We start from the raw sequence: 24,695 nt of genomic DNA on the forward strand, positions 1-24,695 counted from the left end.
CCAGCTATGGACACAACACCTCATTTCCCGATTTACATGGACTACAGCGCAACCAACCCCTGCGACGAGCGGGTGGTGGATGCCATGGTCCCTTGGCTGCGTAACCATTTTGGCAATCCGGCATCCAGGAGCCACGCCTGGGGCTGGGAGGCCGAAGCGGCTGTCGAAAAGGCACGCGAGCAAGTCGCATCCTTGATCGGTGCGGATCCTCGTGAAATCGTCTGGACCTCGGGTGCTACCGAGTCCAACAACCTTGCGATCAAAGGTGCCGCGCAGTTCTACAAGACCAAAGGCAAGCACATCATCACGGTGAAAACCGAGCACAAGGCGGTGCTGGATACCTGCCGGGAGCTGGAGCGCCAAGGGTTTGAAGTCACCTACCTTGATGTGCAGGACGATGGTTTGGTTAACCTCGATACATTCAAAGCCGCCATCCGCCCCGATACCATTCTGGCGAGTGTGATGTTTGTGAATAACGAGATCGGCGTGATCCAGGATGTCGTGGCTTTGGGCAACGCGTGCCGCGAAAAAGGCGTGATTTTCCATGTGGATGCAGCACAGGCTACCGGCCGCGTGGACATTGACATGACCCAGTTGCCCATCGATTTGATGAGCCTGACCTCCCACAAGACTTACGGCCCTAAGGGTATTGGTGCCTTGTTTGTTCGTCGCAAGCCGCGCATCCGTCTGGAAGCCCAAATGCACGGCGGTGGCCATGAGCGCGGTATGCGCAGTGGCACCTTGCCTACCCACCAGATCGTGGGCATGGGCGAGGCGTACGCCATTGCGAAGGCCGAGATGCATGAAGAAAACAAGCGTATCAAGGCCCTGCATGACCGCATGTTGGCTGGCTTGGAAGGCATTGAGCAGGTCTTTATCAACGGCCACAAAGAAAAGCGCGTTCCGCATAACTTGAACATGAGCTTCAACTATGTGGAAGGCGAGTCCCTGATCATGGGTATCAAAGGCTTGGCAGTCTCCAGTGGTTCGGCTTGTACTTCCGCATCCTTGGAGCCCAGCTATGTGTTGCGCGCTCTGGGCCGCAGCGATGAATTGGCGCACAGCAGCTTGCGTATGACGATTGGCCGATGGACCACCGAGGCAGACATCGACTATGCGGTCGACACTATCAAGCAAAACGTGGCCAAGCTGCGTGATTTGAGCCCGCTGTGGGACATGTACAAAGAAGGTATTGACCTGTCCACTATCCAGTGGGCGGCGCACTGATCAAAGTTACGAGGTATAGCAAATGGCATATTCAGACAAAGTCGTTGATCACTACGAAAACCCCCGCAACGTAGGCTCCTTTGACAAGGGCGATGACTCGGTGGGTACTGGCATGGTGGGTGCGCCCGCCTGTGGTGACGTGATGAAATTGCAAATCAAGGTGAACGCCGAGACCGGTGTGATCGAAGATGCACGATTCAAAACCTACGGATGCGGTTCTGCGATTGCGTCCAGCTCCCTCGTTACCGAATGGGTCAAAGGCAAAACGCTGGACGAGGCTGCTGCCCTGAAAAACAGCCAGATCGCTGAAGAATTAGCGCTTCCACCGGTCAAAATCCATTGCTCGATCCTTGCGGAAGATGCGATCAAAGCAGCCGTGGATGACTACAAGAAAAAGCACCTGAACTGATATGGCCGTCACCCTGACAGAGGCCGCTGCACGCCACGTGACCCGCTACCTGACCAAACGTGGAAAGGGCGTGGGGGTGCGCTTGGGCGTAAAGACCACAGGCTGCTCCGGACTGGCGTATCAGTTGGAGTACGTGGATGAGTTGGCGCCGGAAGATATCGTGTTTGAAGGCCATGGCGTGAAAGTCCTGGTCGATCCCAAGAGCTTTGCCTACATTGACGGTACACAGCTGGATTTTGTCCGAGAGGGTTTGAACGAAGGTTTTCGCTTCAATAACCCCAACGAGCGCGACAAGTGCGGGTGTGGTGAGTCCTTCCGAGTGTGAACCTGCAAGACGATGACTTTGCCCTCTTCGGTTTGACGAGGGCGTTCGCGCAGGATCGTGCATCCATCGATGCGCGCTGGAAGGAGCTTCAAAGGGAAGCCCACCCGGATAAATTTGCGTCTCATGGCCCTGCAGCCCAGCGAGTGGCGTTGCAATGGTCCGTTAGGATTAATGAGGCCTACCAGCGCTTAAAAGATCCCCTCAAGCGTGCTGCCTACTTGTGTGAGTTGGCCGGCAAGCCCATTCAGGCGCACAGCAATACCGCCATGCCCGCTGCATTTCTCATGCAGCAGATGGAGTGGCGGGAAGCGCTGGATGATGCAGACGGCGCACGCGCGCTGGAGGCGCTACTGGCTGAAGTGCAACAAAGCCGGCATGAGCTGCTGGGCGCCTGCGAGACTGCGTTGGATCAAACAAAAGACTTTGAAGCCGCGGTGAGTCACGTGCGGGCTTTGATGTTTATCGATAAGTTCGCGCTCGACCTGCATCAGCGTTTAGATCAATTTGAATAGTGTGAGATGTCATGGCGCTTTTGCAAATTTCAGAACCCGGCCAATCCCCCAATCCGCATGAGCGCCGTATCGCTGTCGGTATTGATTTAGGGACCACCCACTCTCTGGTGGCCGCGGTGCGCAGCGGTGTGGCGGAGTGCCTGCCTGACGCGCAGGGCCGGGTGGTGTTGCCCAGTGTGGTGCGCTATCTGGATGCTGATCGCCGACAGATCGGCTTTGACGCCTTGTCGAATCAAACCACCGACCCTGGAAACACAATTGCATCGGCCAAGCGTCTGATGGGGCGCGGTTTTGCGGATATTGCGCACGCCGACAAGCTGCCGTTTGCCTTGGTGAACGAGCCCGGGATGGCAAGAATACGCACGATTGCAGGGGTGAAGAGTCCGGTGGAAGTCAGTGCGGAGATCCTGGCGACCTTGCGGTTTCGGGCTGAAGACAGCTTCAATGACGACATTTACGGTGCAGTCATCACGGTGCCGGCGTATTTTGATGATGCGCAGCGCCAAGCCACCAAAGACGCAGCCCAACTTGCGGGCCTGAATGTCTTGCGCTTGATCAACGAGCCTACTGCGGCCGCCATTGCGTATGGTCTGGACAACGCCTCGGAAGGGGTCTACGCCATTTATGACTTGGGCGGTGGTACCTTCGATGTTTCCATTCTTCGTTTGTCGCAAGGCGTTTTTGAAGTGTTGGCCACCGGCGGCGACTCTGCGCTGGGGGGCGATGACTACGATCGCGCATTGGCGGAGTGGTTGCTGCAAACTTCCGGCCTTGCAGCCCCCACTCCTGAGGACCAGGCGGTGTTGATGGCAGAAGCGCGGTCTTGCAAAGAGGCTTTGTCGGCTGAAGAAATCGCTAGCGTGGAAGTGGATCTGTCTGCAGGCGCTATCGATCTGGGTGTCCGGCGCGAGGATTTCGAGGCGGCTACCAAAGACCTGACGGCGCGTACCTTGCAAGCTGTGCGCAAGGCTTTACGGGATGCGTCGCTCAGCAAAGAAGATGTGCAGGGCGTGGTGCTGGTGGGCGGCTCTACGCGCATGCCCCAGATCAAGGCTGCTGTGCAGGCCTTTTTTGGTCAAGAGCCGTTGACCAATTTGAATCCGGATGAGGTGGTGGCGCTGGGTGCCGCCATTCAGGCCAACCAGCTGGCAGGCAACAACCCCGGTGGAGATTTGTTGCTGCTGGACGTGATCCCTTTGTCGTTGGGTGTGGAAACTATGGGGGGCTTGGTCGAGCGCATTGTGCCGCGCAACCAAACCATCCCTACCGCCATGGCGCAGGACTTCACAACCTACAAAGACGGCCAGACCGCGTTGGCCTTGCATGTCGTCCAGGGCGAGCGGGACCTCGTCGCCGATTGCCGCAGCCTGGCCCGGTTTGAGCTGCGCGGCATTCCCCCCATGGCAGCGGGCGCAGCCCGCATCCGGGTGACCTTCACCGTGGATGCTGACGGCTTGTTGAACGTCTCTGCCAAAGAGCAAGTGAGCGGTGTGGAAGCCCGGATTGATGTGAAGCCGTCTTACGGTCTCACTGATGATCAAATTGCCGCCATGCTCAAAGACAGCTTTGTCACTGCCGAGGCCGATATGCGAGCCCGCGCCTTGGTGGAAGCCCGGGTGGACGCCGACCGTCTGATCTTGGCGACTCGCAGTGCCTTGGATGCAGACGGTGAACTGCTCAATGCCGCAGAGCGCACTGTCATTGATGCCGCAATTGCCGAAGTGACCGCTGCCACGCAGGTCACCGATCCTGCCGTTATTGAAACCGCGATCAAGGCGCTGGCCGATGTGACTGAGCCCTTTGCCGCCATGCGGATGAACAAGGGTATTTCACAAGCGTTGGCCGGCAAAAGCATTGAATCCATTTGAAGTGAACTGACCATGCCTATCATCAAAATCCTGCCGCACCCTGAGTATTGCCCTGAAGGGGTTGAGTTAAGAGCGGCGCCCGGCACTTCCATTTGCGAGGCGCTGCTGGAAAACGGTATCCAGATTGAACATGCGTGCGACATGAGCTGCGCCTGTACCACCTGCCACGTGATCGTGCGCGAAGGTTTGCAAAGCTTGAATGCGGCAGAAGAAACCGAAGAAGACCTGTTGGACCGCGCTTGGGGCTTGGAGCCACAGTCCCGATTGAGTTGCCAGGCTTACCTGGCGCAGCAAGACCTGGTGGTGCAGATTCCCAAATACACCATCAACCACGCCCGCGAAAACCACTGAGACAGACCATGCGCCAGATTGTTCTCGACACGGAAACCACCGGTTTTTACGCCAACCATCCGGACCATCCGGACCGCATGGTGGAAATCGGCTGCGTGGAACTCGTCAACCGCAAGCTCACCGGGAACAACCTGCACTTTTACCTGAACCCGGGGCGGGACAGTGATGAAGGTGCGTTGCGGGTCCACGGGCTGACAACCCAGTTTTTGAGCGATAAGCCCCGCTTTGAGGAAATTGCCCAAGAGTTGGTGGACTATGTAGCGGGCGCCGAAATCATCATCCACAACGCGCCTTTTGACCTGTCCTTTCTGGACATGGAGCTCAAGCGCACGGGCAGGAAGCCGTTCAAGAGTTTTGTCGGCAGTGTCTTGGACACCTTGGTGATGGCCAAGGAAATGTTTCCGGGCAAACGCAACAGCCTGGATGCTTTGTGCGATCGTTTGGAAGTAGACAACTCCGGGCGCACCCTGCACGGGGCGCTCTTAGATGCAGAGCTGTTGGCCGACGTTTACATCAACATGACCCGGGGCCAAGATGCCTTGTTGATGGAGAGTAGCGATACCCAAGAGCCCGGCTTGGTAGTGGAGCAGTTGGACTTGCGCAGCATGCAACTGCCAGTCCTGGAAGCGAATGCCCAAGAAATGGCCGCGCACGATGATGTTTTGGCCCAGTTGGACAAATCTAGTGGCGGAAAAACGGTCTGGAAGCAAATGGCCTAAAAAATGGTATATAATTTGAGGCTTCCTTGATACGGGATCACAGTTTCAAGGGCGATTAGCTCAGGGGTAGAGCACTGCATTCACACTGCAGGGGTCGCAAGTTCGAAACTTGCATCGCCCACCAGATAAAAAGCCTTCCAAGTTCGCTTGGAAGGCTTTTTTGTTTGTCTGAGCAGCGTGGGGGCTAGGCCCCGGTGTTCACCAAATAGTGTAGTCGCACGATGTCCTCGGCGCTCAGTTGCTGAAACGCCAATCCCACAATCCAATGGTCGAGGCCCGTAGGGCGGCTGTGATGGCATATTTTGGCTTGCAGCTCCAGCTGGACGAGTGTGGGCCCCGTCTGGGCCACCAGCTTCCAGGCGATGGTATCGCCCACACTTCCCAAAGCCTCCGCGCTCAGAACCATGGAGCCGTAGGGGCTCAAATCCGCCAGGGTGACAGGGCGGAATGCACCCTCCGATGCGCTGCGCACCTCCGCAGGCCAAGCAACTTTGGTCCGCATGGACTGGCGCACCCGTTTAGCATCGACTTGCGCAGGGTAGGCCAGCAACGCGTAGGCAAACGGCGCCTCAAAAGTCTGCAAGACTTTGCTGATGAAAGAAAACTCGTACTGCCCCGTGAAGCCTCGCACGATGCAAATCTCGCCAGTGGTCAGCCCGGTTTGCACCGCATCCGAGTTGGCAGGCCCGACCATCACGCCCTTGCCCTCGATCGCACCAAAAAACTGGGCCTCTGTTTTGCTGGTGCCCTCTACCAAGCGCCGAGTCTGCAACGCCATTCCGGAGCGCAGGCCCAGTTGGCGCAGCGGCAGGCGTAGAAATTCGGGGGTATCGCCGGGGGTGGTGGCCTGGGGGGTCATGTCAGGTGTCATGGTGCAAGCGGGCCGAGTGTGGCGACCCATTGAAGAATGCTTTGTGCCATAGAGGCGGTGGCTGCCGGGGCCCGGATCTCGCCTGCCAGCACATGCTGGCCTTTGGCTTCGCTGTAGTCGACCTTTACCAAGTGTTTGTTGCTTGAACTGAAGCGGTCCAACGCAGCTTGCGAGAGGCGGGGTTCTACCGTTTTGTCGTCGACGCTGTACAGCATCATGACGGGCGCTGAGAAGCGCTCCAGCGGGCTCTCACGGGTGGCTTTGACCAGCGCCATCATGGGAAACAGGCTGCGGGTAGGGTAGCTGCTGGTCCAGGCTTGGCTTTCAGCATCGCTGGCGGGCGTGTGGGTACGCTCTTGGCCCAGTAAGGCAAAAGCGATCTGGTGGCCCCATGGGCCGTTGATCAGATCTGCGCGCTCGTCTTTAGGCCCGAAGTTGGGGGATACAAACACATGTCCGGCTACACCGGTTTTGGGGCCGTTGACTTCGAGCCAGGTCGCCAGCGTTGCACCGGTAGAGCAGCTGATGACCAACACCCGATCGCCCAACTGACGCCCGATATTCAGCGCTTCTTGGGCGTCTGCCAGCCAGTCTTGCACCTTGGTCTCGCCCATGGTAAAGCTGGGCACGCCATGGCCCGTCAGACGGGGGTAGAACACGTTGGCGCCCAGACCCTGCGCCACTTGTCCGGTGAGGGGGGCGGTTTCCAGCCTGCTGGCAGAGAAACCGTGCAGGTAGACCACAGCCCTCGGTGTTTTCTGGCCGGGGCTTTTCGCCCAAACGATGCCCTTGGCATTACCGGCCTTGATACCGGGCACGGTGGCCTCTTGTGCCGCTATCCAGGTATCCAAAGCGGCCAAGTCCCGGGGAGCTTGGGCGCGCGGTGTCGCTGTTGAGGCGCCAAATTCGTTGCGGGGGCCCACCAGATAGACCGCCACCAGCACGGCCAAAACAGCCAGTGTCCCGGTGATCCCTTTGAACCAACCTTGCCTGGCAAAAGCAGGAACCACGGCCGTTGCGGCTCGATGGGCTGATGGATGAGCAGGCTTCAAGAAAAGGTCTCCTGGGTACTGGGGGAGCTCGCGGCGTCGGAAATGCCCCGTCAGATCCGCGCTTTTGTCAGGGTCAGAACAGCGTTGCGTCGATAAGATAGTACAACGGCTCCTCGTTGGCCGGACTGAAGGAGTTACGATGCGATTTGCTCCGGGGCCACAGTTGTTGCGCATGTGCCGAGTGCTCGCCACCATGGCGATAGCAGCGTGGCTCACCGCTTGTGCTTTGGTAGAGCACGTGGGCTGGCGGCTTATCACAACCCCACGTCCTGCACTGATGCAAACCGGAGGGCAGCGCCTGGAGGGCGTGGTGAATTTGCGGCCCGACCGCACGGGCGACATGAGCCTCTCCGGCACGGGCAGCATCGCCAGCTGTGCCGGCTCACTCCGGTTTACCAGTGTCACCGGTGGTTCCATGGACATGCGCTGCAGCGATGGTGCGATGTTCGCTATGCAGTTTGTCATGGTCAATGAAGCCAAGGGCTACGCATTCGGGCTTCATGGTGAGGCCACCGCCGCCTTGACATTCGGTATGGATGCCAATCAAGCCCAGGCCTACTTGTCGCGCGCCACTCCACTCGCGAGCCCTTGAAACGATGGAGCACGTAGATTGCGTGGTGGTGGGGGCGGGCGTTGTGGGCTTGGCAGTCGCACGGGCTATTGCCCAAACGGGGCGGGATGTGTGGGTGCTTGAGGCCTGTGATGCGATAGGCACCCAGACCAGCTCGCGCAGCAGCGAGGTGATCCACGCCGGCATTTACTACCCCAGTGGCTCGCTCAAGGCACGCCTCTGTGTCCAAGGCAAACAGCAGCTGTACCACTATCTCGAAGAGCGGCAGTTGCCTTTTCAGCGGTGTGGCAAGTTGATGGTGGCGACCCGGCCAGAGCAGATGCAGCAGCTGGAGAGCTTGCACCGGCAGGCAATTGCCAATGGCGTATTCGACCTTGAGTTTTTGAGTGCCGCACAGGCAACCGCCATGGAGCCCCATCTCCACTGCGTGGGTGCCTTGTGGTCACCTAGCACCGGCATTCTGGATAGCCATGCGCTGATGGTGTCTTTGTGGGGCGATCTGGAGGCGGCGGGCGGTGTTGTGGCATTGAATTCGCCCTTGGCCAGCGCAATGTATGCGCATGGCGCTATAAATTTGGTAGCAAGTGATGGCACGGAGTTGCAAACTGCGCTAGTCATCAATGCGGCGGGTTTGCAAGCCTGTGCGGTAGCTCGCCACTGCAAAGGAATGCGGGTCGACACCATCCCACAAGCACGCTACGCCAAGGGCAACTATTTCATCCTGGCTGGGCGCAGCCCCTTCACCCATCTGGTGTACCCGATGCCGGAGGCTGCGGGCTTGGGCGTACACCTGACCCTGGACCTCGGCGGGCAAGCTCGCTTCGGGCCGGATGTCCAGTGGGTGGATGATCCTGCGGATTTGGAAGTGGAACCCGGCAGAGGCGAGGCTTTTTACCAAGCGATTCGCAGCTATTGGCCGACTTTGCCGGATGGTGCCCTTCAACCCGCATATGCGGGCATTCGACCCAAGATTTCCGGTCCCGGTGAGCCCGCGGCTGACTTTTTGATCCAAACCGCAGAGGCACACGGCGTGCCCGGTTGGATCAATTTGTTCGGCATCGAGTCCCCGGGCTTGACTAGTGCACTGGCAATCGCCGACCATGTGGTCGGACTGATTCACGCAACCTGAGCCACATCGCTATTGCGCAGGCCAGGGCTTTTTTCACCCACAGAAAGGACCCATCTCATGAAAATTTCGCCCACACTGCGCCGCAGTGCGTTAGCCGGTAGTGCGGTTATCGCCTTAGCCTTGAGCGGATGCGCCGCGATGCAAGAAGGCGCCGGCACGCCGAGCAAAGAAACCTTGCAAGTGGTGACCGACAAACTGGAGCTCTTGACGCTCAATGCAGGCCAGCCCACTAAGGTCCTGAAGCGGGTGCAGCTCTCCGGGCTGGCCGCGGGCGATACCTTGGTAGGTATTGATTACCGCATCGCCAAAGGGGTGCTGTTTGCGTTGGCCAAGTCCGGCCGGCTCTACACCGTGGATACCGCCACCGGGGTTTTGAAGCCGGTGGGTGCAGCGCCTGCGGTCGCCTTGCAGGGCGATGCCATCGGCATGGATTTCAACCCGGTGGCCGACCGTGTGCGGGTCATGAGCACCAGTGGCCAGAATGTGCGGCTGCACCCCGACACCGGTGCCCTGGCCGCGACAGACCCTGCGCCGTTTTATGCCGCGGGCGACCGGCGTGCAGGTGTGAAGCCAGAGGTGGCCGCAGCGGCCTATACCTACAACAAAAAAGACGACAAGCTGACCACCAACTTTGCGATCGACCGCAACGGTGGCTTCTTGGTCACCATGGGTAGCGCGGAAGGCGTGCAGCCCGTGGTGTCATTCAATACGGGCCAGCTCTACACCGTGGGTGCCCTCGGTGTGACCGAGATGTCGGATACGAGCATGGACATTGCAGACGTCAGCGGTGCCGCATTTGCGGCCGTGCGCCTGAAGTCCCACGCCACCACACGCTTGTACAGCGTGGATTTGCAGAAAGGCAAAGGCACCTTTATTGGCACCATCGGAGATGGAGCCAGGGTCTTGGGCTTGGCCGTCGAGCCCTGATTGCTATGAAAAATATAGCTGCTGGCGCAGGCTGAACGTGCGCTAGCGGCTTATTTCTTTAAGTTTTTGATGGCCACGGCTGCGTCTTTCACCAGCTGGGGGCCTGAGTAAATCAAACCGGTGTAGATCTGCACTGCATCCGCACCCGCTTTGATTTTGCTCACTGCATCGGCTGCGCTCATGATGCCGCCCACGCCGATGATCGGGAAGTCTTTGCCCAGCGCTGCACGCAGTTGGCCAATGACAGCGTTGCTTTTCTCCAGCACCGGCGCACCTGAAAGGCCACCTGCCTCGTCGCAGTGAGGCATGCCCTTGACGGCTTCGCGTGACAAGGTGGTGTTGGTGCCAATCACACCCCAGGCGTTGTTGACCTTACCACTGCTGTCGGTGCCGTAGCGCTTGAGGGTGGCGGCAATCACGGCAACCTGGTCAGCTTCCAGGTCCGGGGCGATTTTCAAAAAGACGGGTTTGCGTTGGCCGTGCTTCTGGGCCAGCTGTTCGCGGCGTTCGGCAATGGCGCCTAGCAGAGCGTCCAGCGCCTCGTCGCTTTGCAGGCTGCGCAGGTTCTTGGTGTTGGGGCTGGAAATGTTGACGGTGATGTAGTCCGCATGGGGGTACACACCGTCGAGGCAAACAAGATAGTCGTCGGTGGCCTTCTCGATGGGGGTGGCCGCGTTTTTGCCGATGTTCAGGCCCAGCAGCAGCGACGGATTTTTGCTCTGGCGCAGGGCAGAACGCTGCACATTGGCAATGAAGGCATCCAGGCCATGGTTGTTAAAGCCCAGCCGGTTGATCAGCGCGTTGGCTTCGGGCAAGCGGAACATGCGGGGCTTGGGGTTGCCCGGTTGGGCCAGCGGGGTGACGGTGCCCACTTCCACAAAGCCGAAGCCCATGGCACCTAGGCCGTCAATGCAGCGCGCGTTTTTGTCCAGGCCGGCGGCCATGCCCACGCGGTTGGGAAACTTCAAGCCGGCGATGGTGACAGGGTCGTCCACCCGGCTGTTGCAGTAGGCCAACTTGAGCGGGTTGCCTTGGCTGGCGGCGAGGCCGGCCATGGTGATGTCGTGGGCGACTTCGGGGTCCAGATTGAACAAAACGCGGCGGGCGAGGGCGTAGGGCACCAGAGACATCGGATAATTCCTGCTTTCAGATTTCAACTCCCCCGATTGTCCGTCAGGACGCGCTCACCATTTTTCGCCATGACCACATCTACACCCCCCGCACTGACCCAAGACGAACTCAAAACCCTGGTAGGCCAAGCCGCCCTGCAGTACGTGGTGCCAGGCGAGATCGTGGGCGTGGGTACCGGCTCCACCGTCAACAAGTTCATCGATGCGCTGGCCACCATCAAGGACCAAATCAAGGGTGCAGTGTCCAGTTCTGTGGCCAGCACCGAGCGCTTGCAGGCGCTGGGCATCCAGGTGTTTGACAGCAACGAAGTGGACAAGCTCTCGGTCTATATCGACGGTGCCGACGAGATTGACGGCGCTGGCAACATGGTCAAAGGTGGTGGCGCAGCATTAACCCGGGAGAAGATCGTGGCCGCTCAAAGCGCCAAGTTTGTGTGCATTGCCGACGAGTCCAAACTGGTGCAAACGCTGGGCAAGTTCCCCTTGCCGGTGGAAGTCATCCCCATGGCGACGCAGCGTGTCATCGCCCAGTTTGCGGCCAAAGGCGGCAAAGGGGCTATCCGCTTGAAAGACGGCAAACCCTTGGTGACCGACAACGGGCAGTACATCGTGGACGTGACCGGCCTGCAGATCACCGACCCGCTGGCGTTTGAGGCCGAAGTCAGCCAGTGGCCCGGCGTGGTGACGGTGGGTGTGTTTGCCTACCAGCGCGCCCAAGTGTGCTTGCTGGGCACTGCCACTGGCGTCAAAACGTTGACGTTTCAGTAAAACGCAGACGTTTTAAACCGCGGGCGCAGACATCATGCGCTCTACATAGCGCGCCACCGTATCAATCTCCAAGTTGACACGGCTGCCTTGGGCGAGAGTGCCCAATGCGGTGTTTTCAACCGTGTGGGGTATCAGATTGATGCTGATCTCACAACCGTCAGGTAGGTCTGCCACACGGTTCACCGTCAGGCTCACGCCATTGACCGTGATCGAGCCTTTGTAGGCCAAGTACTTGGCCAAACTGGGAGGCGCCAACACCCGCAGCTCCCAGCTTTCACCCACTTGGGCAAAGTGGCTGATGCTGCCCATACCGTCCACATGGCCCGACACGATGTGCCCACCCAAACGATCGTTGGCGCGCAAGGCCTTCTCGAGGTTAACGGTACCCAGTCCGTCGAGGCCTGCTGTTTTGTCGAGGGACTCTGCAGAAATGTCGATGGTGAATTTTTGCGCCGCTACATCAAAGGTGGTGACGGTCATGCAGGCGCCGTTGAGCGCAATACTGTCGCCGAGGCCCACATCGTCCAGGTAGCCGGCCGGCGCCTCGATCGTCAGGCGCTTGCCGTGGGTGGTGGATTCGCCCAGAGCCTGGACGGCGGAAATGCGGCCTACGCCGGTAATGATGCCTGTGAACATGCCTGCATTTTGGCAGGGAAAGGGCGGGGCAGAGATGGCCCCACCCGCAAAACCCTAGAATCGGTCGCGCCCTTGCACGCGGGCTACTACGCGCAAGTCAGGGCCCACCATCTCCGTGGATTTGAACTCCAGCTGTACGCCTTGGCTCAATTCGGTGAGTGGCCCGATATGGAACATTCCAGCGCCCTGGCCCAGCAGTTTGGGCGCGAGATACACCACAAACTCGTCCACCAAACCAGCGCGGACCAGCGAGCCATTGAGTTTGAAGCCGGCTTCCACATGGAGCTCGTTGATTTCGCGGCGGCCGAGGTCACGCATCATCGCCGCTAGGTCCACTTTGCCCGTGAGCTCGCCTTGGGGATTGCGCTCAGGCATATCCACGATCGTTGCGCCAACCTGCTCTAGAGCGGCTCTTTTAGAAGCGTTTTGGCCGTTGGTGTAGATGAAGACTGCGCGACCCGCTATAAAAAACGGAGCATCCGGCGGCGTTTCCAACGTGCTATCCACCACCACGAGATGCGGCTGCCGTGGGGTGTCCACCAAGCGGACATCCAATCGGGGCCGGTCTGCCAACACGGTGCCTATGCCGGTCAGGATGGCGCACGACCGGGCGCGCCAGGCATGGCCATCCGCCCGCGCGTCGGGCCCAGTGATCCACTGGCTAGCGCCGTTGTCCAAAGCAGTAGTACCGTCCAACGACGCCGCCACTTTCATCCGCACCCACGGGGTCTTGCGGATCATGCGGCTGAAAAAGCCGATGTTCAGTTCGCGGGATTGAACTGCCAGCGGGTGGTCAGGTGCAAGCACTTCGACCTCAACACCCGCCGCGCGCAGCCTGGCAAAGCCGTTACCCGCCACCAAGGGATTGGGGTCCAGGTTGGTAGCCACCACCTTTTTAATGCCCGCCTGTATCAGCGCATCGCAGCAGGGGCCGGTGCGGCCATGGTGGGAGCAGGGCTCAAGGGTGACATAGGCGGTGGCGCCTTCGACGGAGTTGCCTTTTTCAGCCGCGTCGCGCAAGGCCATGACTTCGGCGTGGGGTCCACCGGCTTTTTGGGTGTGGCCTTGGCCTAGGACTCGCCCAGAAGCGTCTTCAATGTAGCAGCCGACTCTCGGGTTAGGGTTAGTGAGCTTGATCGCGGATTGGGCAAGCAAAAGAGCATTACGCAAATGGCTATCGTTCACTGTGTACCCGAAGCTGTATCCGAAGCCTTGCAATTCTCATCCGTTGCAGTTTGCGGTTTACACACCCTTGCTCGCCCCGTGTTGGCAATAATAATTCGTCGCGTTTGGTCCAGTAAATCGGCGCCAGTCAGGTCGTTGCGTTGAATGTTAAGAGTAAGCCCTCCAAACGCATTACTTTTGTCTTTTGCATAGCCCGAACCATCAAAAAGAATGTACGGCGTCGTGCCGGTGGCGGTGCCATTGCCTCCAACCGAGAAGTAGGACGTCAAGGGCCTTTGTTGTGCAACTATTGTGTCCGAGGCAGACGTATAGCTTTGGTCACGGTTATTGTCTACAAACACCACCCATCCTTGTGACCAGTCAGAGCCGTTGTTGACCGGTACCACCATCGTGTTACGACCACTTTTCATCGCTTCACTGCGTGCTGTGTTGATGCCAGTTAAAAGTGCTGTGCTGGCGGCGGAGAGTTCGTTGTTTCGTAGAAACGATTGAACACTCGGCACTGCAACCGCGGCCAAGGCGGCCGCGATCGTAAGGGTAACCATGAGTTCGATCAACGTGAACCCACGCGCGTTTAAGCGGCAAAAATTCATGGCCAGCACATTCTGAAGTTGGAAGCGCTTGCGGTACCCGTACATGCTTTTTCGCCATTGCTGGTCATCGACAAATTGCCAACCTCGGCGTCCGCAACTTTGGGGGTCGCGGTGACGCGCACACACTCTCTGATCGTCAGCGTTGCATCGCAAGTGCCGGCTGATAGCCAGTAGTGGCCGGAAGCAGGGGCATCGCCAGAGAAGGTTTTAAACGGTACCGATGCCGGACTGGTAGTTCCGCCGGTGTTGGTAAAGGCCAAATAGGTGTTTTGCTGGGTGAGGTAACGTTCTTGTTGCTGGAGCAGCGATACCAAATCCGTACGTGCCTGTGCTCGCCGCCCTTTTAAGACGGCCGAGTTGTAAGACGGTAGTGCAATGGCGGCAAGAATGCCGACGATGGCAACCGTGATCATCACCTCGATCAAGGTGAAACCTTTGGAGTGTTTTCTGTATGGCATGTGGCTAATTGTTTTTGAGATCCTGATAATTGTTGACCTGGCGCCAGCTCAATCGCCCCGAGACCGTGGTGACCGTGATTCTGCTCCCTTTGGTAGCCGAGCCCGAACCGGTGTCTAAGCGGTCAGAATATTCAGTCTTCGTCCTTCGCCCGGTGGTCCTGCTCTTGGTGTAGGTGATTGCGCTTGGAATTTGAACAATCAACGATTCACCGAGTAAGCCCACCGTGGAGGTTCTGAAGGTTCCGTTACCGCTATCCAAGTCCAGGTCATAGGTTCTGCCACTACCGCCCGCCGCCGTACAGCCGCCGGTGCTACCCGGTGCAGCAGGTATCAAGGTGTTAAAGGTTAGATTGTTGCCAATGATCTTGGGGTTGCTAACGGCTTTTTCACCAGATGATGGAAAGTCAAAGTAATAGCCTGCCCGCGTCGTGGTGTCTGCGTCGCTCGACGGACGCCCCCATTTGAAAGAGGAGACCGTCACTGTGCCTGCCGTCGTGTTGATCACGCCCTGCACGAGCCTCCCGCGCCCTGAAATGGCGGGTGGCACTACTGGCGAACTGGTATCTGCAGTCCGGGTGTTGTTGTCATAAATCGAATAAAAGCTTTGCTGTGCCGTGCTGTTCTTATCGCCTGACTCCATAAATTTGCCGGTTGCAAACGACACCACGATATCGGTGGTGCTTGAAACAACAGCGGCTGCTGACAAGGCCGGTGCCATGGTGATGGGCTGAATAGCCCCTGATGCGCTTTTTGCGATGTACATCGGATACGGGGCAATAGTCAGCCCTGATCCGGTCTTGAAGTACGAGAGCTTGTTAATGTTCCAGTCCGTACTGCCTAGCTCTGAGAAATCCAGCTTCCAAAGGTTGCCATGTAGATCACCTGCATACAACTGTGTGACTTCACGGCTCGGTCCAATAATCGTCTGAAAATTCACCACACCTGTTGGGTTGGTCAACGAAGTCGTAGCGTTGAAAGGCAGCGCTATTTTGTAGTAGTTGGGCTCACCGCCTGTCGAAGTCCAGGCGGTGCCAGCAGGTTTATCCAGCGCGAGCAAGAAAATCGTCGGTGCACCTGTGCTGCTGAAATTACCCAGGCCGTCATTCACATAGTTGTTGACGCCACTCGCCACTGCCGCAAACCAGCGGTAGGTGGGGCTAGCAGCGCTGGGGGCGCTGGTTCTCATTTTGACCAGTTTGGGAGCACCAATCACAAAGCCCATGTCGGCGTCATGTAGTTGGGTGAACTCCCACAACACTTTGCTGGCACTGAAACTTGAGGGGTCTGTCACATCCAAGGCGTAAACACCGCGACCACCCGCACCCGTGCCGCCAACCAGCACGGTTTTCCAGTCACTGGCACTGGCCGGCGATGAGTTCGCAACCTTGACCTCGCCGACCACTGGTGTTGCATCTACATAGGCCTGGTGGTTGGCAGCGTAGGTAGGGGCAGTGAGTGCCGCAAGTTTGGGGCCCATCCAGCTAGGGATATAGCCAAACAACTCGTCGCCGGTGGCGGCGCTGAAAGCGTGCAACATGCCATCGTTGGCACCCACATACACCGCAGCGGTGCGCGCGGCATTAGCAGCCACAAAAAGTGAGTAACTGCTGTCGCTTGGAACGCTGCTCGAAGGGGCGCCCGCATACACCACGCCTGAGTTCACAATGTCGCCCAACAGCTTGCCGGTGCGTTGGCGGAAGGTAGTGCCATCCCGTGTGTTGGCGCCCCGCAGGTAGCTCAGGCGGTCTGAACCAAGCGTGTCCTCAGCAGATGACGGTGTGAGCTTGCCCAGGTTGGTTTTCAAATCCGCATCAATCTCTGCCCATTTAAAGTCGGTGGCTATTGGGTTTGGGTTCGTGCTTGTGCGGCCCACCACGATGTTGCGGGTGGTCGCGGGGTTGGCCATCGCTGTCAAGCGCGCAGCCGCAGACCACGTCGCAGTGGTGCCGATCACGAGTTCGTTGCTTGTGTTGAGCGTAAGGGGGGTCGAAATCACATCCCCAGTCCAATTGGAAGTATCAAAAGCACCTTGATAAAAAGCCGTGCCGCTAGAGGTCAGGTTTTTGTTTTGCAAGGCAGCCCCAGCAATACTCCGCGCCTGAGTGGATGCCCGCGAAAAAATCTCATCGAACGCAGTCAAAATTCCGCGCGCGCTGCTTTGCAGGTAATACGAGTTGGCCTCCCCCGCGGGGCGCACGGTGTCTTGCCACACATTGTTGTTGGTGTTGCCGTCTTTGTCTTTGAACGGGTTGCCATAAGTGTTGTAGGGGTTGCCTTCTGGGTTGGAAGGGTCTGTTTCAAAGCCACCGTATTTCGCTGCCATGAAAAACTGATTAGCGAATCGGCGGTAGTCTCGTTGACCGGCGGTTTCGGCGCCTGTGCCGCCGCTGGAGCCGTTTTCGTTCACGTCAAATGTGAAGGTGCGCACTCGCAAGCCCGGGCGCTGTTTGCTGGGTGCATTGGTCCAGTCGCTGCCGCGGATGTCGTGGGTTCTTGCCCAATAAGCAGTCCCCATGATTTGGGAGGTCCGAACGTTAGTGGGTACGCTGTTGTTGGCGCCATTCGGGTTGCCGGTAGTCCGGGTGGTGACACCTTGGCCGTCGGTGTAGTTCGCCACTTCGTTTTTTTCGAATTTTTGAACAATGGTTCGCCAAGCATTGATATTGGGAATGTTGTTGGCTATATCTGTGGTTGGCAAGCGGTTACCGTCGTGCGTGTTGACATCCCCAATCACCACGATGTTTGCCTTGGTGCAAGAGTAATCCGCTGTCGAGGTGCGAGAGCCTCCGTAGGGGTCTGTCCAAGTGGTGTAAATAGGGAAACCGTCATACATGTCCGCCGTGAGGGAGCTGATTGCGGCAGAGGATGGCCCCAAGCCTTGCAGATACCGCAAGGTTTCGTAGTGCAACTCACCTACAGGGTCGAAACGTTTGTAAACACCAGGCGTACCTGTGCGACCGAACTTATTGAGATAGTTGATAACGCCCGAGATGTTGTAGGTGGTGTCTCCATCAGGGTTGGCACGTAGCACACCGGTGGTTTGATCCCACTCGATATTGGGGTTGCCGGTAACAGGGGTGTTCTCTTGGCCGGTTTCGTTAAAGGTGCGGTTGCCGACGTACTTCATGGGCGCACGCAGCACACCACCGTACCTGCCAGAGCTGTAGCTGGCCGTTTGCTCAAGCGCGTAACCAAAGGCGGCCAGGCGCAAGGCATCGCTGTATTTTTGGATAACCCCAGTGGGCTTGTACTTGCCGTTGGGGTATTGCTTGCAAAGGTTGTAGTCGCGAACATCTGTAAGGGTGCCTGCAGTGCTGGTGCAGACACTTACTCGGGCATAAAAAAAGCCATCGCTATTAAGCCCTGCAGTGCCTGCGGGCGGTGTGCCGTCTCTGTAATAGCAACGCTTGGCAGTACCTACAATGGGATCACCGAAAGTTGCGTTGTTGCACGCTACCCCAGTGGTGCTGGTGACGGGGGCGACTTTCCAAGTTGTGCCTGCGCCGTACCACACCTCTTTGCTGCCACTAAACGAGCATGTCCCGTTCTCTGCTGCACAGTTGGTCATTCCGGTTGTTGGGAGTGCTGAGGATGAATTGGCGACCGGTCCAAAGGCCGGCGCTGGAACCGCAACACCGAGCGTGTAGGCTGTGGTGTCCCCGCAGCTACCGGTTCGTGATGTACCGAAATAAATCCGGTTCAGAGTGTTGGCGACCCAAATGTCGTTGGCGCCCGCTTGGGTAATCAACAAGTTGGGCACGGCGCCCCAATACCGGCCAGTGCCTCCCCCATCTCTTGATAGTTGTTTTGCCGGGAAGTTGCCGTTGTTCCACATACAGGTGGGATTCCCGTTGGGAATGACCGCGCGCTGTAGCAGGGTAAGCGAATCGGTATCGATATAGCGATCGCCCCCTGAGAGCGCGAGCCGTAGCATGTCAATCGCTGAGCTGGATGCCCAATTCAAAAAGTTGCCGCTGAAGGCGTCAGTGCACATCCGGGACACGGCAGCCCCAGAACGGTCAAAGCGCTTGTAGTCTGCCGTGGTCTCCGTACCGGTTAGGGTTTCAGTTGGAGCATTGTTATAGGTGTAGCAACTCTCTGCGTCGTAGTAACCCAGGTACTCTGTGGTGTTGGAGTAGTTGTTATCTGTGCCGGAGCCGGAAGGGTATTGAGACCCCACTGTGGGGAACTCTACTGATAGCGAGAGTGCAATCGCCGGTTTGTCGCTGGCGGGTGGGGCATACAGCGGGTCTGCGGCCAAATTCACGGCGGGTATGTTGGGTGGGGCGAGTTGGCTGTTAGCGAAGAATGCAACTCCGATGCCCCCGAAAAGTAGGGCAGCACTGACCACGAGGCTGGTCTTCGACTTCAGGAGTCGGGGGATGTTAGACAGATTCAGTTGCATGTGAGGTCTCCGGTTATTTCCGGTAAATCATTTGGAGTACGGCTTGCGCCTCCAGGCGCGGGCCAAAGCCCATCGCAGTGACTCGGTAGATGTGCGCGGGAGTAGGGTTGCTCAGATCGCGGTCTGCCGGGTCTCTGATAGGTTCAATCACATAGCGCGGACTCTGGAAGGGTTGAATTCCGCTGCCGGTTTGTAGGGTACGACCGGTGTATTGCCCGTATCGTGTGGTCTGGGCACCGGTGGTTGTCGTTTCAAAGTTAACGGTCAGCCACGCGGGCTTGCCGGAGCTCACCATGGCGCAGAGCCCGATAAAGTTGCCTGTAGAGCCGCACCCGGCAGCGAAGCCGGAGATATCTTTAGGGTCGTTAAAAAGCGCGCGGCGGGTGGATGTGCCGGGGCCGAAGATGTCGTTTTCAGCATCGACCAAGCCTGCCTCCGCTGACTGCCAGGCGACTTGCATATCCCGATCGGACCGTGCGCTCCTTTCACTCAGCATGGAAATTTGCACACCGGCAATGCCCGCGATGGAGACCACCGTGAGGATCATCAGCACCACAATCAAAGAAGAACCCTTGTGCTTTGCAGGCAACGCCGGTGCTGGATGGAGGGGGGAGTTTTTGCTCACAGGTTTTGCTCGTTTCGGAGGTGGATCGTGAAGCTTGTCTGGAGACGCAGGCGTCTGTCGGCAGGGGCACTCACGACAGTGCCCGGGTCATTGGCAGAGTTTGCAAATGCAGAGCCCAATGCTGCACTGGCTGACGCTCGGGCATTGCCAAAGGGGTAGAGAGTTTGAGAAGCTGTTTCTTGGGTTGCGCCAACGCCACTGCGCAAAATCAAGCCGATCTTGATGCTCCGGACCATGTCCCAATTGGCTTTGGTCGCAGCATCGTTGCCAGCCACGATCAATTGATCGGCTCTCATGTATCGGTCGGTAACGGAATCGTTATCACCATCAACCCCATAAAGGACTTGGAAATTTTCAACGCCTTCGACCAAGGGTTGTCCCGAGCCTGACTCGGTACGACACATAAGGGCTGGTTGGCCGCGACTTTCGGCCACATATAAGACGCTGAGTAATCGATCGTCGCGATCTATCGGTATGTCATCGTCGTCGGCCTTCGATCTCCCCATGCAATCGATAATCCCTTTGTCCACCTTGCCCGAGCCGGGGTAAGTTTCCGGTGCTTGGTAACGCAAAATGAGTACATCACTGCCATACCCTGTGGTGCCCAAGGCTTTTGTGGTTGACGTAACCAGGATTCCAGAAACACTGGGTGTGCCGTTAGTAAATCCCGAAACGTTTGCGGGCGCGGTGCTCGAGGCCGGTCTTATAGTTGCTGAGTAAGCAACATCCTGATAGCCGGTCTGTAGCGCAAGTCTTTGGATAATCTCCGTAGCAAACCGTGCGTTGTCTCTCAGCTGTGAGGCGGCATCGACCGTAGCAAAACCTTGCCGACTTACCACGATGGCAGAGAATGCTGCGAGTGCGATCACCGAGCTGATGACCAAGGCCACCAACAGTTCAATCAAAGTCAGGCCGCCCTGCTTGTTTTGGAATGTAGAGTTCATTACAGGCTGTTCCCCGGGGTCAGAGCCAGAATCACTGAGGGCGCCGCAGCGCCTGCGCCGGTTGCCTTTTCTATTGCACTTGCAGCGGTCAACGCTTTGTTGGTGGACGTTTTGGTCCAACCTATCTTTACCACTTTCGTGGCGTCCGTACCCGCTGTGCACGCCCATTGTGGTTGTCCGCCAGCTGTATAGGGGGCCGCATCATCGCAAACGACGACTCGTGCGCCGGGCAGCTCTTCCTCTACCCTTGCAAGCCATTCCGTCATAGAAGCGTTGGCAATATTTGTTTGAGTTTCTGTTGTATTTGCTCCTGCACAAGGGGTTGCTGCTGCTGTCGTCAATGAGTTACTGACCTTCAAGCAATATGAAGGTGTGGGAGCAGTCATCGGTGTACTAAAGTCACCATGAAAAGGGTTGCTGGTCGTGAGCAACGCAACGTCTTTGTTGCCTCGAATCATTTCTGCTAGTTCTCTCGCCAAGGCTAGCGCGGATGATTGGATGCGCGCCTCCCTGTTAGATTGAAGGGCGGAGGCTTGCAGCCCCACGGCTCCCAATAGTCCAAAGGACAAAACCACAACTGAGATCAACACCTCAATTAGGGAAAAACCACCCATCTTTGCCGCGTTTGGTTTTTCAAAGCCTAGTGAGTGACATATAGATTTCTGCATGACTGGAGTTTATTTATCCATGCTGAGGGAGCAAGGCCCCACTTCACCGCTCATCCAATTGAAGTAGCCGCTTGGCAGGGGTGCCCGAGGTAAATGAACGAATACTTCTTTCATTGTTATTTCCTAGCTCGATGGGCTCTTAGGAGATTGGGTCAAATAGAATAAGACAACAATTTTGGGGGCGAATGTCGATGTATTTGGCGGGTTTTTTCGTGACTGCGCTTGCGGCTGTCTTCTTGGTGCTCTCAAAGGATTGGCATGGTCACTTCAGTATGGACGGCACCTCTGGAGTGCAAAAACATCATGTAAATCCGACGCCGCGTATCGGCGGTGTGGCTGTTATGTGCGGATTGGCAGCTGTTTGGCTGCTTGCAGCTGAACCAGTTAAAGAATTGCTGAGTCCGATGCTGATTGCGGGCCTGCCCGCGTTCGCGGCTGGTTTGATTGAGGATGTCACTAAAAAGGTGGGCGTTTTACCGCGCTTGCTCGCGACGATGTTTAGTGGTGCTGTTGCTTGGTACATCACTGGCGTAGCGATGCAGAACACAGGCGTTGACGTGCTTGACCAACTACTAGCCTTTACTCCAGTTGCGGTTTTGTTTACGGCGTTCGCTGTTGGGGGCGTTGCCAACGCGGTCAACATCATCGATGGCTTCAACGGCTTGGCCTCGGGCTCTATCGCGATCATGCTCGCTGCAATGGGCCTTATTGGTTTGCAAGTTGGCGACGTAGCCGCAGCAACCGTCTGTTTTTCAGTGGCAATTGTTGCTCTTGGCTTTGGTGCCGTAAATTGGCCACTGGGCAAGATTTTTCTGGGCGATGGTGGTGCTTATTTACTGGGTTTTTTGTTGGCATGGCTCGCGGTACTGCTACCCATGCGAAATCCAGAACTTACTGCTTGGACGACCATGCTCGTGTGTGCCTATCCTGTTTTAGAGGTGGCGTTTTCTGTGCAGCGTCGCAGGAAGCGTGAGGGGCATCATCCAGGCCAACCTGATAAGGCTCACTTGCACCACTTTATTCACCGACGTGTGGTCAATAAACTTTTTCCTGCCTACGGTGCTGAGTTGAAGAATGGGCTTACCAGTCCTTTTTGTTGGCTGTACGCTGCTCTTCCGTCGGGATGGGCCGTTATATTTGCAAAAAATCCGGCTATGTTGGCAATGGGTATGGTCTTGGCCGTTGTCACCTATGCCTTGGTTTATGCTCGGCTCACTCAGTTTCGGTGGCGTTTGACTTGGCAGAAGGGGTGAGTGTTTTCAATTGTTTGGGATGCGCTCCCAAAGCAGCACGTGCGGGGCACGCTCCCCGCCTTTGCATCGATTTTGGTGCGCTGCTGGTAGCCGACCTTCGGTCAGGCGCTATTTGTCCCGGTTCGAGCACTGTTCGTGATCCGAAGAACCGTAACGTGTACCACGCTTTCTAAGCGTTAACGACTTACCTCATCCACCAACGTCTTGAATTCATCAATGTCTTCAAAGCTACGGTAGACGCTGGCAAAGCGCACATAGGCGACCTTGTCCAGTTTCTTGAGTTCGCGCATCACGAGTTCCCCGATGCGGGTGCTCTGGACTTCGCGCAGTCCCAGATTCAGGAGTTTTTCTTCGATACGCTCGATGGCGCTGTCGATTTGTTCGGTGCTTACTGGCCTTTTGCGCAGGGCCAAGTTCATCGAGGCCAATAGTTTGGCGCGCTCGAATTCGATACGGCGGCCATCTTTCTTGACGATGGACGGAAAGTTGACGTCCGGCCGCTCGTAGGTGGTAAACCGTTTGTCGCAGGAGCCGCACTGGCGCCTGCGACGGATGAAGTCCCCATCTTCAGAAATTCGTGTCTCCACCACTTGGGTTTCGGAATGGCTGCAGAAGGGGCACTTCATCGTAAATATTGACCTTGCTTACTTGTAAACCGGGAAGCGTGAGGTCAGGGCATGGACCTTAGCGCGAACGGCAGCAATGTTGGCTTCGTCGCGGGGGTTGTCCAGCACATCGGCAATCAGGTGGGCCGTGGCGCGGGCTTCTTCATCTTTGAAACCGCGTGTTGTCATGGCGGGGGTGCCTACTCGGATACCACTGGTCACCATGGGCTTTTCGGGATCGTTGGGAATGGCGTTCTTGTTGATCGTCATGTGGGCAGCGCCCAAGACCGCTTCAGCTTCTTTGCCGGTAATGCCCTTGGAGCGCAGGTCCACCAGCATCACATGGCTTTCAGTACCGCCGCTGACGATACGCAGGCCACGTGCAGTCAAGGTTTCTGCCACGATCTTGGCATTGCGCACCACCTGGGCCTGGTAGGCCTTGAACTCGGGGGTAAGAGCTTCTTTGAAGGCGACTGCCTTGGCAGCAATCACGTGCATCAGAGGGCCGCCTTGCAGGCCGGGGAAGATGGCGCTGTTGATGGCTTTCTCATGCTCGGCCTTCATCAGGATGATGCCGCCGCGGGGGCCACGCAGGCTCTTGTGGGTGGTGGATGTCACCACGTCTGCGTGAGGCACGGGGTTGGGGTACACGCCTGCAGCGATCAGGCCGGCGTAGTGGGCCATGTCCACCATGAAGATAGCGCCAACGTCTTTTGCCACTTTGGCAAAACGGGCGAAGTCAATGGCCAAAGAGTAGGCAGATGCGCCGGCAATGATCAGCTTGGGCTTGGTTTCGTGGGCCTTGCGCTCCATGGCTTCGTAATCGATGGCTTCATTGGCGTCCAAACCATAGGACACGACGTTGAACCATTTGCCGCTCATGTTCAGAGGCATGCCGTGCGTCAAGTGTCCGCCTTCAGCCAAGCTCATGCCCATGATGGTGTCGCCAGGCTTCAAGAATGCCAGAAATACAGCTTCGTTGGCCGATGCGCCGCAATGGGGCTGCACGTTGGCGGCATCTGCGCCAAAGATTTGTTTGATGCGATCGATAGCCAGTTGTTCAGCTACATCGACGTGCTCGCAGCCACCGTAGTAGCGGCGGCCGGGGTAGCCTTCGGCATATTTGTTGGTCAGCTGGCTGCCTTGGGCAGCCATGACGGCGGGCGAAGCGTAGTTTTCGCTGGCAATCAGCTCGATGTGGTGTTCCTGGCGAGCGTTTTCGGCCAGGATGGCGTTCCAGAGTTCGGGGTCGGCTTGTTCAACAAGAATGTTGCGGTCGTACATGGCAGTCCTTTGAGGAGATCGGGCCTGTGGGTCAATGGTGACAACAGGGCTGCCCAGGCGAACGGCTGATCGCACAAACTGTGAAAGTAGTGCGGCACGCTTCCCAGTGGTGTCCCACGTCAGCAACCGGCTTCCTGAGGAAGACGGTGCCTATCGCCAGTCGCGTGCGGATGAGAGTTT

The 24,695-nt window shown here is 57.5% G+C and carries 25 protein-coding genes, 1 tRNA gene and 1 riboswitch; of the genes, 13 read left to right on the forward strand and 13 right to left on the reverse strand.

The window, feature by feature from the left end:
- The first annotated feature begins 6 nt into the window (after positions 1 to 6).
- From RAE19_RS16625 to RAE19_RS16660, 8 genes are all read left to right on the forward strand, one after another.
- A complete protein-coding gene (locus tag RAE19_RS16625; protein ID WP_313875919.1) occupies positions 7 to 1,227 on the forward strand; it encodes an IscS subfamily cysteine desulfurase in 1,221 nt (406 codons plus the stop codon).
- A 22-nt stretch (positions 1,228 to 1,249) separates the two neighbouring features.
- Complete coding sequence (gene iscU / locus RAE19_RS16630; protein ID WP_313875920.1) at positions 1,250 to 1,636, forward strand: Fe-S cluster assembly scaffold IscU; 387 nt, start codon at positions 1,250 to 1,252, stop codon at positions 1,634 to 1,636.
- A 1-nt stretch (position 1,637) separates the two neighbouring features.
- The gene (iscA, locus tag RAE19_RS16635) at positions 1,638 to 1,961 is read left to right on the forward strand and encodes an iron-sulfur cluster assembly protein IscA (RefSeq protein WP_296508458.1); all 324 of its coding nucleotides are present in this window, start codon (positions 1,638 to 1,640) and stop codon (positions 1,959 to 1,961) included.
- Entirely contained in the window at positions 1,958 to 2,473 is a 516-nt protein-coding gene (gene hscB / locus RAE19_RS16640) for a Fe-S protein assembly co-chaperone HscB (protein WP_313875921.1), read from the forward strand. Before iscA ends, hscB begins: the two co-directional genes overlap by 4 nt.
- A gap of 11 nt (positions 2,474 to 2,484) precedes the next feature.
- A complete protein-coding gene (gene hscA / locus RAE19_RS16645; protein WP_313875922.1) occupies positions 2,485 to 4,341 on the forward strand; it encodes a Fe-S protein assembly chaperone HscA in 1,857 nt (618 codons plus the stop codon).
- Between the two features lie 12 nt (positions 4,342 to 4,353).
- Complete coding sequence (fdx, locus tag RAE19_RS16650; protein WP_313875923.1) at positions 4,354 to 4,692, forward strand: ISC system 2Fe-2S type ferredoxin; 339 nt, start codon at positions 4,354 to 4,356, stop codon at positions 4,690 to 4,692.
- A gap of 8 nt (positions 4,693 to 4,700) precedes the next feature.
- Positions 4,701 to 5,411 (forward strand): DNA polymerase III subunit epsilon, encoded by a 711-nt coding sequence (gene dnaQ, locus RAE19_RS16655; protein WP_313875924.1) that lies wholly within the window; start codon positions 4,701 to 4,703, stop codon positions 5,409 to 5,411.
- Positions 5,412 to 5,460: 49 nt separating this feature from the next.
- Positions 5,461 to 5,535 (forward strand) — tRNA-Val (locus RAE19_RS16660).
- 60 nt (positions 5,536 to 5,595) lie between these two features.
- On the opposite strand, the gene RAE19_RS16665 is transcribed toward RAE19_RS16660, so the two are convergent.
- Both RAE19_RS16665 and RAE19_RS16670 read right to left on the reverse strand, forming a co-directional pair.
- Positions 5,596 to 6,282 carry a hypothetical protein gene (locus RAE19_RS16665; RefSeq protein ID WP_313875925.1) on the reverse strand — a complete coding sequence of 229 codons (687 nt, stop codon included), beginning with the start codon at positions 6,280 to 6,282 and terminating at the stop codon, positions 5,596 to 5,598.
- Positions 6,279 to 7,226 (reverse strand): alpha/beta hydrolase, encoded by a 948-nt coding sequence (locus tag RAE19_RS16670; protein ID WP_313876269.1) that lies wholly within the window; start codon positions 7,224 to 7,226, stop codon positions 6,279 to 6,281. The genes RAE19_RS16665 and RAE19_RS16670 overlap by 4 nt, the downstream gene beginning before the upstream one ends.
- 247 nt (positions 7,227 to 7,473) lie before the next feature.
- Between RAE19_RS16670 and RAE19_RS16675 the strand changes: the two genes are divergently transcribed.
- From RAE19_RS16675 to RAE19_RS16685, 3 genes are read left to right on the forward strand one after another with little or no spacing between them, the layout of a single operon-like run.
- Positions 7,474 to 7,926, forward strand: a complete 453-nt coding sequence (locus RAE19_RS16675; RefSeq protein WP_313875926.1) for a hypothetical protein — start codon at positions 7,474 to 7,476, stop codon at positions 7,924 to 7,926.
- A gap of 4 nt (positions 7,927 to 7,930) precedes the next feature.
- Entirely contained in the window at positions 7,931 to 9,034 is a 1,104-nt protein-coding gene (locus RAE19_RS16680; protein ID WP_313875927.1) for an NAD(P)/FAD-dependent oxidoreductase, read from the forward strand.
- A 57-nt stretch (positions 9,035 to 9,091) separates the two neighbouring features.
- Complete coding sequence (locus tag RAE19_RS16685; protein ID WP_313875928.1) at positions 9,092 to 9,961, forward strand: DUF4394 domain-containing protein; 870 nt, start codon at positions 9,092 to 9,094, stop codon at positions 9,959 to 9,961.
- Between the two features lie 50 nt (positions 9,962 to 10,011).
- Here the strand turns inward: RAE19_RS16685 and RAE19_RS16690 are convergent, their stop codons facing one another.
- The gene (locus RAE19_RS16690) at positions 10,012 to 11,091 is read right to left on the reverse strand and encodes a quinone-dependent dihydroorotate dehydrogenase (RefSeq protein WP_313875929.1); all 1,080 of its coding nucleotides are present in this window, start codon (positions 11,089 to 11,091) and stop codon (positions 10,012 to 10,014) included.
- Positions 11,092 to 11,160: 69 nt separating this feature from the next.
- On the opposite strand from RAE19_RS16690, the gene rpiA reads away from it, so the two are divergent.
- Positions 11,161 to 11,859, forward strand: a complete 699-nt coding sequence (gene rpiA / locus RAE19_RS16695) for a ribose-5-phosphate isomerase RpiA (protein WP_313875930.1) — start codon at positions 11,161 to 11,163, stop codon at positions 11,857 to 11,859.
- 12 nt (positions 11,860 to 11,871) lie between these two features.
- Here rpiA and RAE19_RS16700 read toward each other — a convergent pair whose 3' ends face one another.
- The 8 genes from RAE19_RS16700 to pilV are packed head-to-tail and all read right to left on the reverse strand — an operon-like array spanning position 11,872 to position 21,373.
- Complete coding sequence (locus tag RAE19_RS16700) at positions 11,872 to 12,495, reverse strand: riboflavin synthase (RefSeq protein WP_313875931.1); 624 nt, start codon at positions 12,493 to 12,495, stop codon at positions 11,872 to 11,874.
- Positions 12,496 to 12,549: 54 nt separating this feature from the next.
- Positions 12,550 to 13,680: a bifunctional diaminohydroxyphosphoribosylaminopyrimidine deaminase/5-amino-6-(5-phosphoribosylamino)uracil reductase RibD gene (gene ribD, locus RAE19_RS16705; RefSeq protein ID WP_313875932.1), complete on the reverse strand. Its 1,131-nt coding sequence runs from the start codon at positions 13,678 to 13,680 to the stop codon at positions 12,550 to 12,552.
- Positions 13,677 to 14,318 carry a GspH/FimT family pseudopilin gene (locus RAE19_RS16710; RefSeq protein WP_313875933.1) on the reverse strand — a complete coding sequence of 214 codons (642 nt, stop codon included), beginning with the start codon at positions 14,316 to 14,318 and terminating at the stop codon, positions 13,677 to 13,679. The genes ribD and RAE19_RS16710 overlap by 4 nt, the downstream gene beginning before the upstream one ends.
- Positions 14,270 to 14,731: a type IV pilin protein gene (locus RAE19_RS16715; protein ID WP_313875934.1), complete on the reverse strand. Its 462-nt coding sequence runs from the start codon at positions 14,729 to 14,731 to the stop codon at positions 14,270 to 14,272. The genes RAE19_RS16710 and RAE19_RS16715 overlap by 49 nt, the downstream gene beginning before the upstream one ends.
- Positions 14,732 to 14,735: 4 nt before the next feature.
- Positions 14,736 to 19,136, reverse strand: coding sequence for a pilus assembly protein (locus RAE19_RS16720; RefSeq protein ID WP_313875935.1), 4,401 nt, complete (start codon positions 19,134 to 19,136; stop codon positions 14,736 to 14,738).
- A gap of 13 nt (positions 19,137 to 19,149) precedes the next feature.
- Positions 19,150 to 19,761 (reverse strand): pilus assembly PilX family protein, encoded by a 612-nt coding sequence (locus RAE19_RS16725; RefSeq protein ID WP_313875936.1) that lies wholly within the window; start codon positions 19,759 to 19,761, stop codon positions 19,150 to 19,152.
- Entirely contained in the window at positions 19,758 to 20,705 is a 948-nt protein-coding gene (locus RAE19_RS16730; RefSeq protein WP_313875937.1) for a PilW family protein, read from the reverse strand. The genes RAE19_RS16725 and RAE19_RS16730 overlap by 4 nt, the downstream gene beginning before the upstream one ends.
- On the reverse strand, positions 20,705 to 21,373 hold the full coding sequence (gene pilV / locus RAE19_RS16735) for a type IV pilus modification protein PilV (protein WP_313875938.1): 669 nt from the start codon (positions 21,371 to 21,373) through the stop codon (positions 20,705 to 20,707). The genes RAE19_RS16730 and pilV overlap by 1 nt, the downstream gene beginning before the upstream one ends.
- A gap of 185 nt (positions 21,374 to 21,558) precedes the next feature.
- On the opposite strand from pilV, the gene RAE19_RS16740 reads away from it, so the two are divergent.
- Positions 21,559 to 22,626, forward strand: a complete 1,068-nt coding sequence (locus RAE19_RS16740) for an MraY family glycosyltransferase (RefSeq protein WP_313875939.1) — start codon at positions 21,559 to 21,561, stop codon at positions 22,624 to 22,626.
- A 176-nt stretch (positions 22,627 to 22,802) separates the two neighbouring features.
- On the opposite strand, the gene nrdR is transcribed toward RAE19_RS16740, so the two are convergent.
- Together nrdR and glyA are read right to left on the reverse strand one after the other, a co-directional pair.
- A complete protein-coding gene (gene nrdR, locus RAE19_RS16745; RefSeq protein WP_313875940.1) occupies positions 22,803 to 23,252 on the reverse strand; it encodes a transcriptional regulator NrdR in 450 nt (149 codons plus the stop codon).
- Between the two features lie 18 nt (positions 23,253 to 23,270).
- Positions 23,271 to 24,515, reverse strand: a complete 1,245-nt coding sequence (gene glyA, locus RAE19_RS16750; RefSeq protein WP_313875941.1) for a serine hydroxymethyltransferase — start codon at positions 24,513 to 24,515, stop codon at positions 23,271 to 23,273.
- A gap of 44 nt (positions 24,516 to 24,559) precedes the next feature.
- Positions 24,560 to 24,689, reverse strand: a riboswitch (ZMP/ZTP riboswitch).
- Positions 24,690 to 24,695 lie beyond the last annotated feature (6 nt).

It is taken from the genome of Rhodoferax potami, assembly GCF_032193805.1.
Lineage (GTDB): Bacteria > Pseudomonadota > Gammaproteobacteria > Burkholderiales > Burkholderiaceae_C > Allorhodoferax > Allorhodoferax potami_A.

Bases quoted from the DNA above. Each gene is read 5' to 3' on its own strand.
- RAE19_RS16665 (WP_313875925.1), bottom strand. From the start codon at position 6,282: ATGACACCTGACATGACCCCCCAGGCCACCACCCCCGGCGATACCCCC.
- RAE19_RS16700 (WP_313875931.1), bottom strand. From the start codon at position 12,495: ATGTTCACAGGCATCATTACCGGCGTAGGCCGCATTTCCGCCGTCCAG.
- RAE19_RS16720 (WP_313875935.1), bottom strand. From the start codon at position 19,136: ATGCAACTGAATCTGTCTAACATCCCCCGACTCCTGAAGTCGAAGACC.
- dnaQ (WP_313875924.1), top strand. From the start codon at position 4,701: ATGCGCCAGATTGTTCTCGACACGGAAACCACCGGTTTTTACGCCAAC.
- RAE19_RS16685 (WP_313875928.1), top strand. From the start codon at position 9,092: ATGAAAATTTCGCCCACACTGCGCCGCAGTGCGTTAGCCGGTAGTGCG.
- RAE19_RS16730 (WP_313875937.1), bottom strand. From the start codon at position 20,705: ATGAACTCTACATTCCAAAACAAGCAGGGCGGCCTGACTTTGATTGAA.
- fdx (WP_313875923.1), top strand. From the start codon at position 4,354: ATGCCTATCATCAAAATCCTGCCGCACCCTGAGTATTGCCCTGAAGGG.
- RAE19_RS16680 (WP_313875927.1), top strand. From the start codon at position 7,931: ATGGAGCACGTAGATTGCGTGGTGGTGGGGGCGGGCGTTGTGGGCTTG.
- rpiA (WP_313875930.1), top strand. From the start codon at position 11,161: ATGACCACATCTACACCCCCCGCACTGACCCAAGACGAACTCAAAACC.
- nrdR (WP_313875940.1), bottom strand. From the start codon at position 23,252: ATGAAGTGCCCCTTCTGCAGCCATTCCGAAACCCAAGTGGTGGAGACA.
- RAE19_RS16710 (WP_313875933.1), bottom strand. From the start codon at position 14,318: ATGTACGGGTACCGCAAGCGCTTCCAACTTCAGAATGTGCTGGCCATG.
- iscA (WP_296508458.1), top strand. From the start codon at position 1,638: ATGGCCGTCACCCTGACAGAGGCCGCTGCACGCCACGTGACCCGCTAC.
- pilV (WP_313875938.1), bottom strand. From the start codon at position 21,373: ATGCAGAAATCTATATGTCACTCACTAGGCTTTGAAAAACCAAACGCG.
- RAE19_RS16690 (WP_313875929.1), bottom strand. From the start codon at position 11,091: ATGTCTCTGGTGCCCTACGCCCTCGCCCGCCGCGTTTTGTTCAATCTG.
- RAE19_RS16740 (WP_313875939.1), top strand. From the start codon at position 21,559: ATGTCGATGTATTTGGCGGGTTTTTTCGTGACTGCGCTTGCGGCTGTC.
- hscA (WP_313875922.1), top strand. From the start codon at position 2,485: ATGGCGCTTTTGCAAATTTCAGAACCCGGCCAATCCCCCAATCCGCAT.
- glyA (WP_313875941.1), bottom strand. From the start codon at position 24,515: ATGTACGACCGCAACATTCTTGTTGAACAAGCCGACCCCGAACTCTGG.
- RAE19_RS16715 (WP_313875934.1), bottom strand. From the start codon at position 14,731: ATGCCATACAGAAAACACTCCAAAGGTTTCACCTTGATCGAGGTGATG.
- iscU (WP_313875920.1), top strand. From the start codon at position 1,250: ATGGCATATTCAGACAAAGTCGTTGATCACTACGAAAACCCCCGCAAC.
- RAE19_RS16675 (WP_313875926.1), top strand. From the start codon at position 7,474: ATGCGATTTGCTCCGGGGCCACAGTTGTTGCGCATGTGCCGAGTGCTC.
- RAE19_RS16625 (WP_313875919.1), top strand. From the start codon at position 7: ATGGACACAACACCTCATTTCCCGATTTACATGGACTACAGCGCAACC.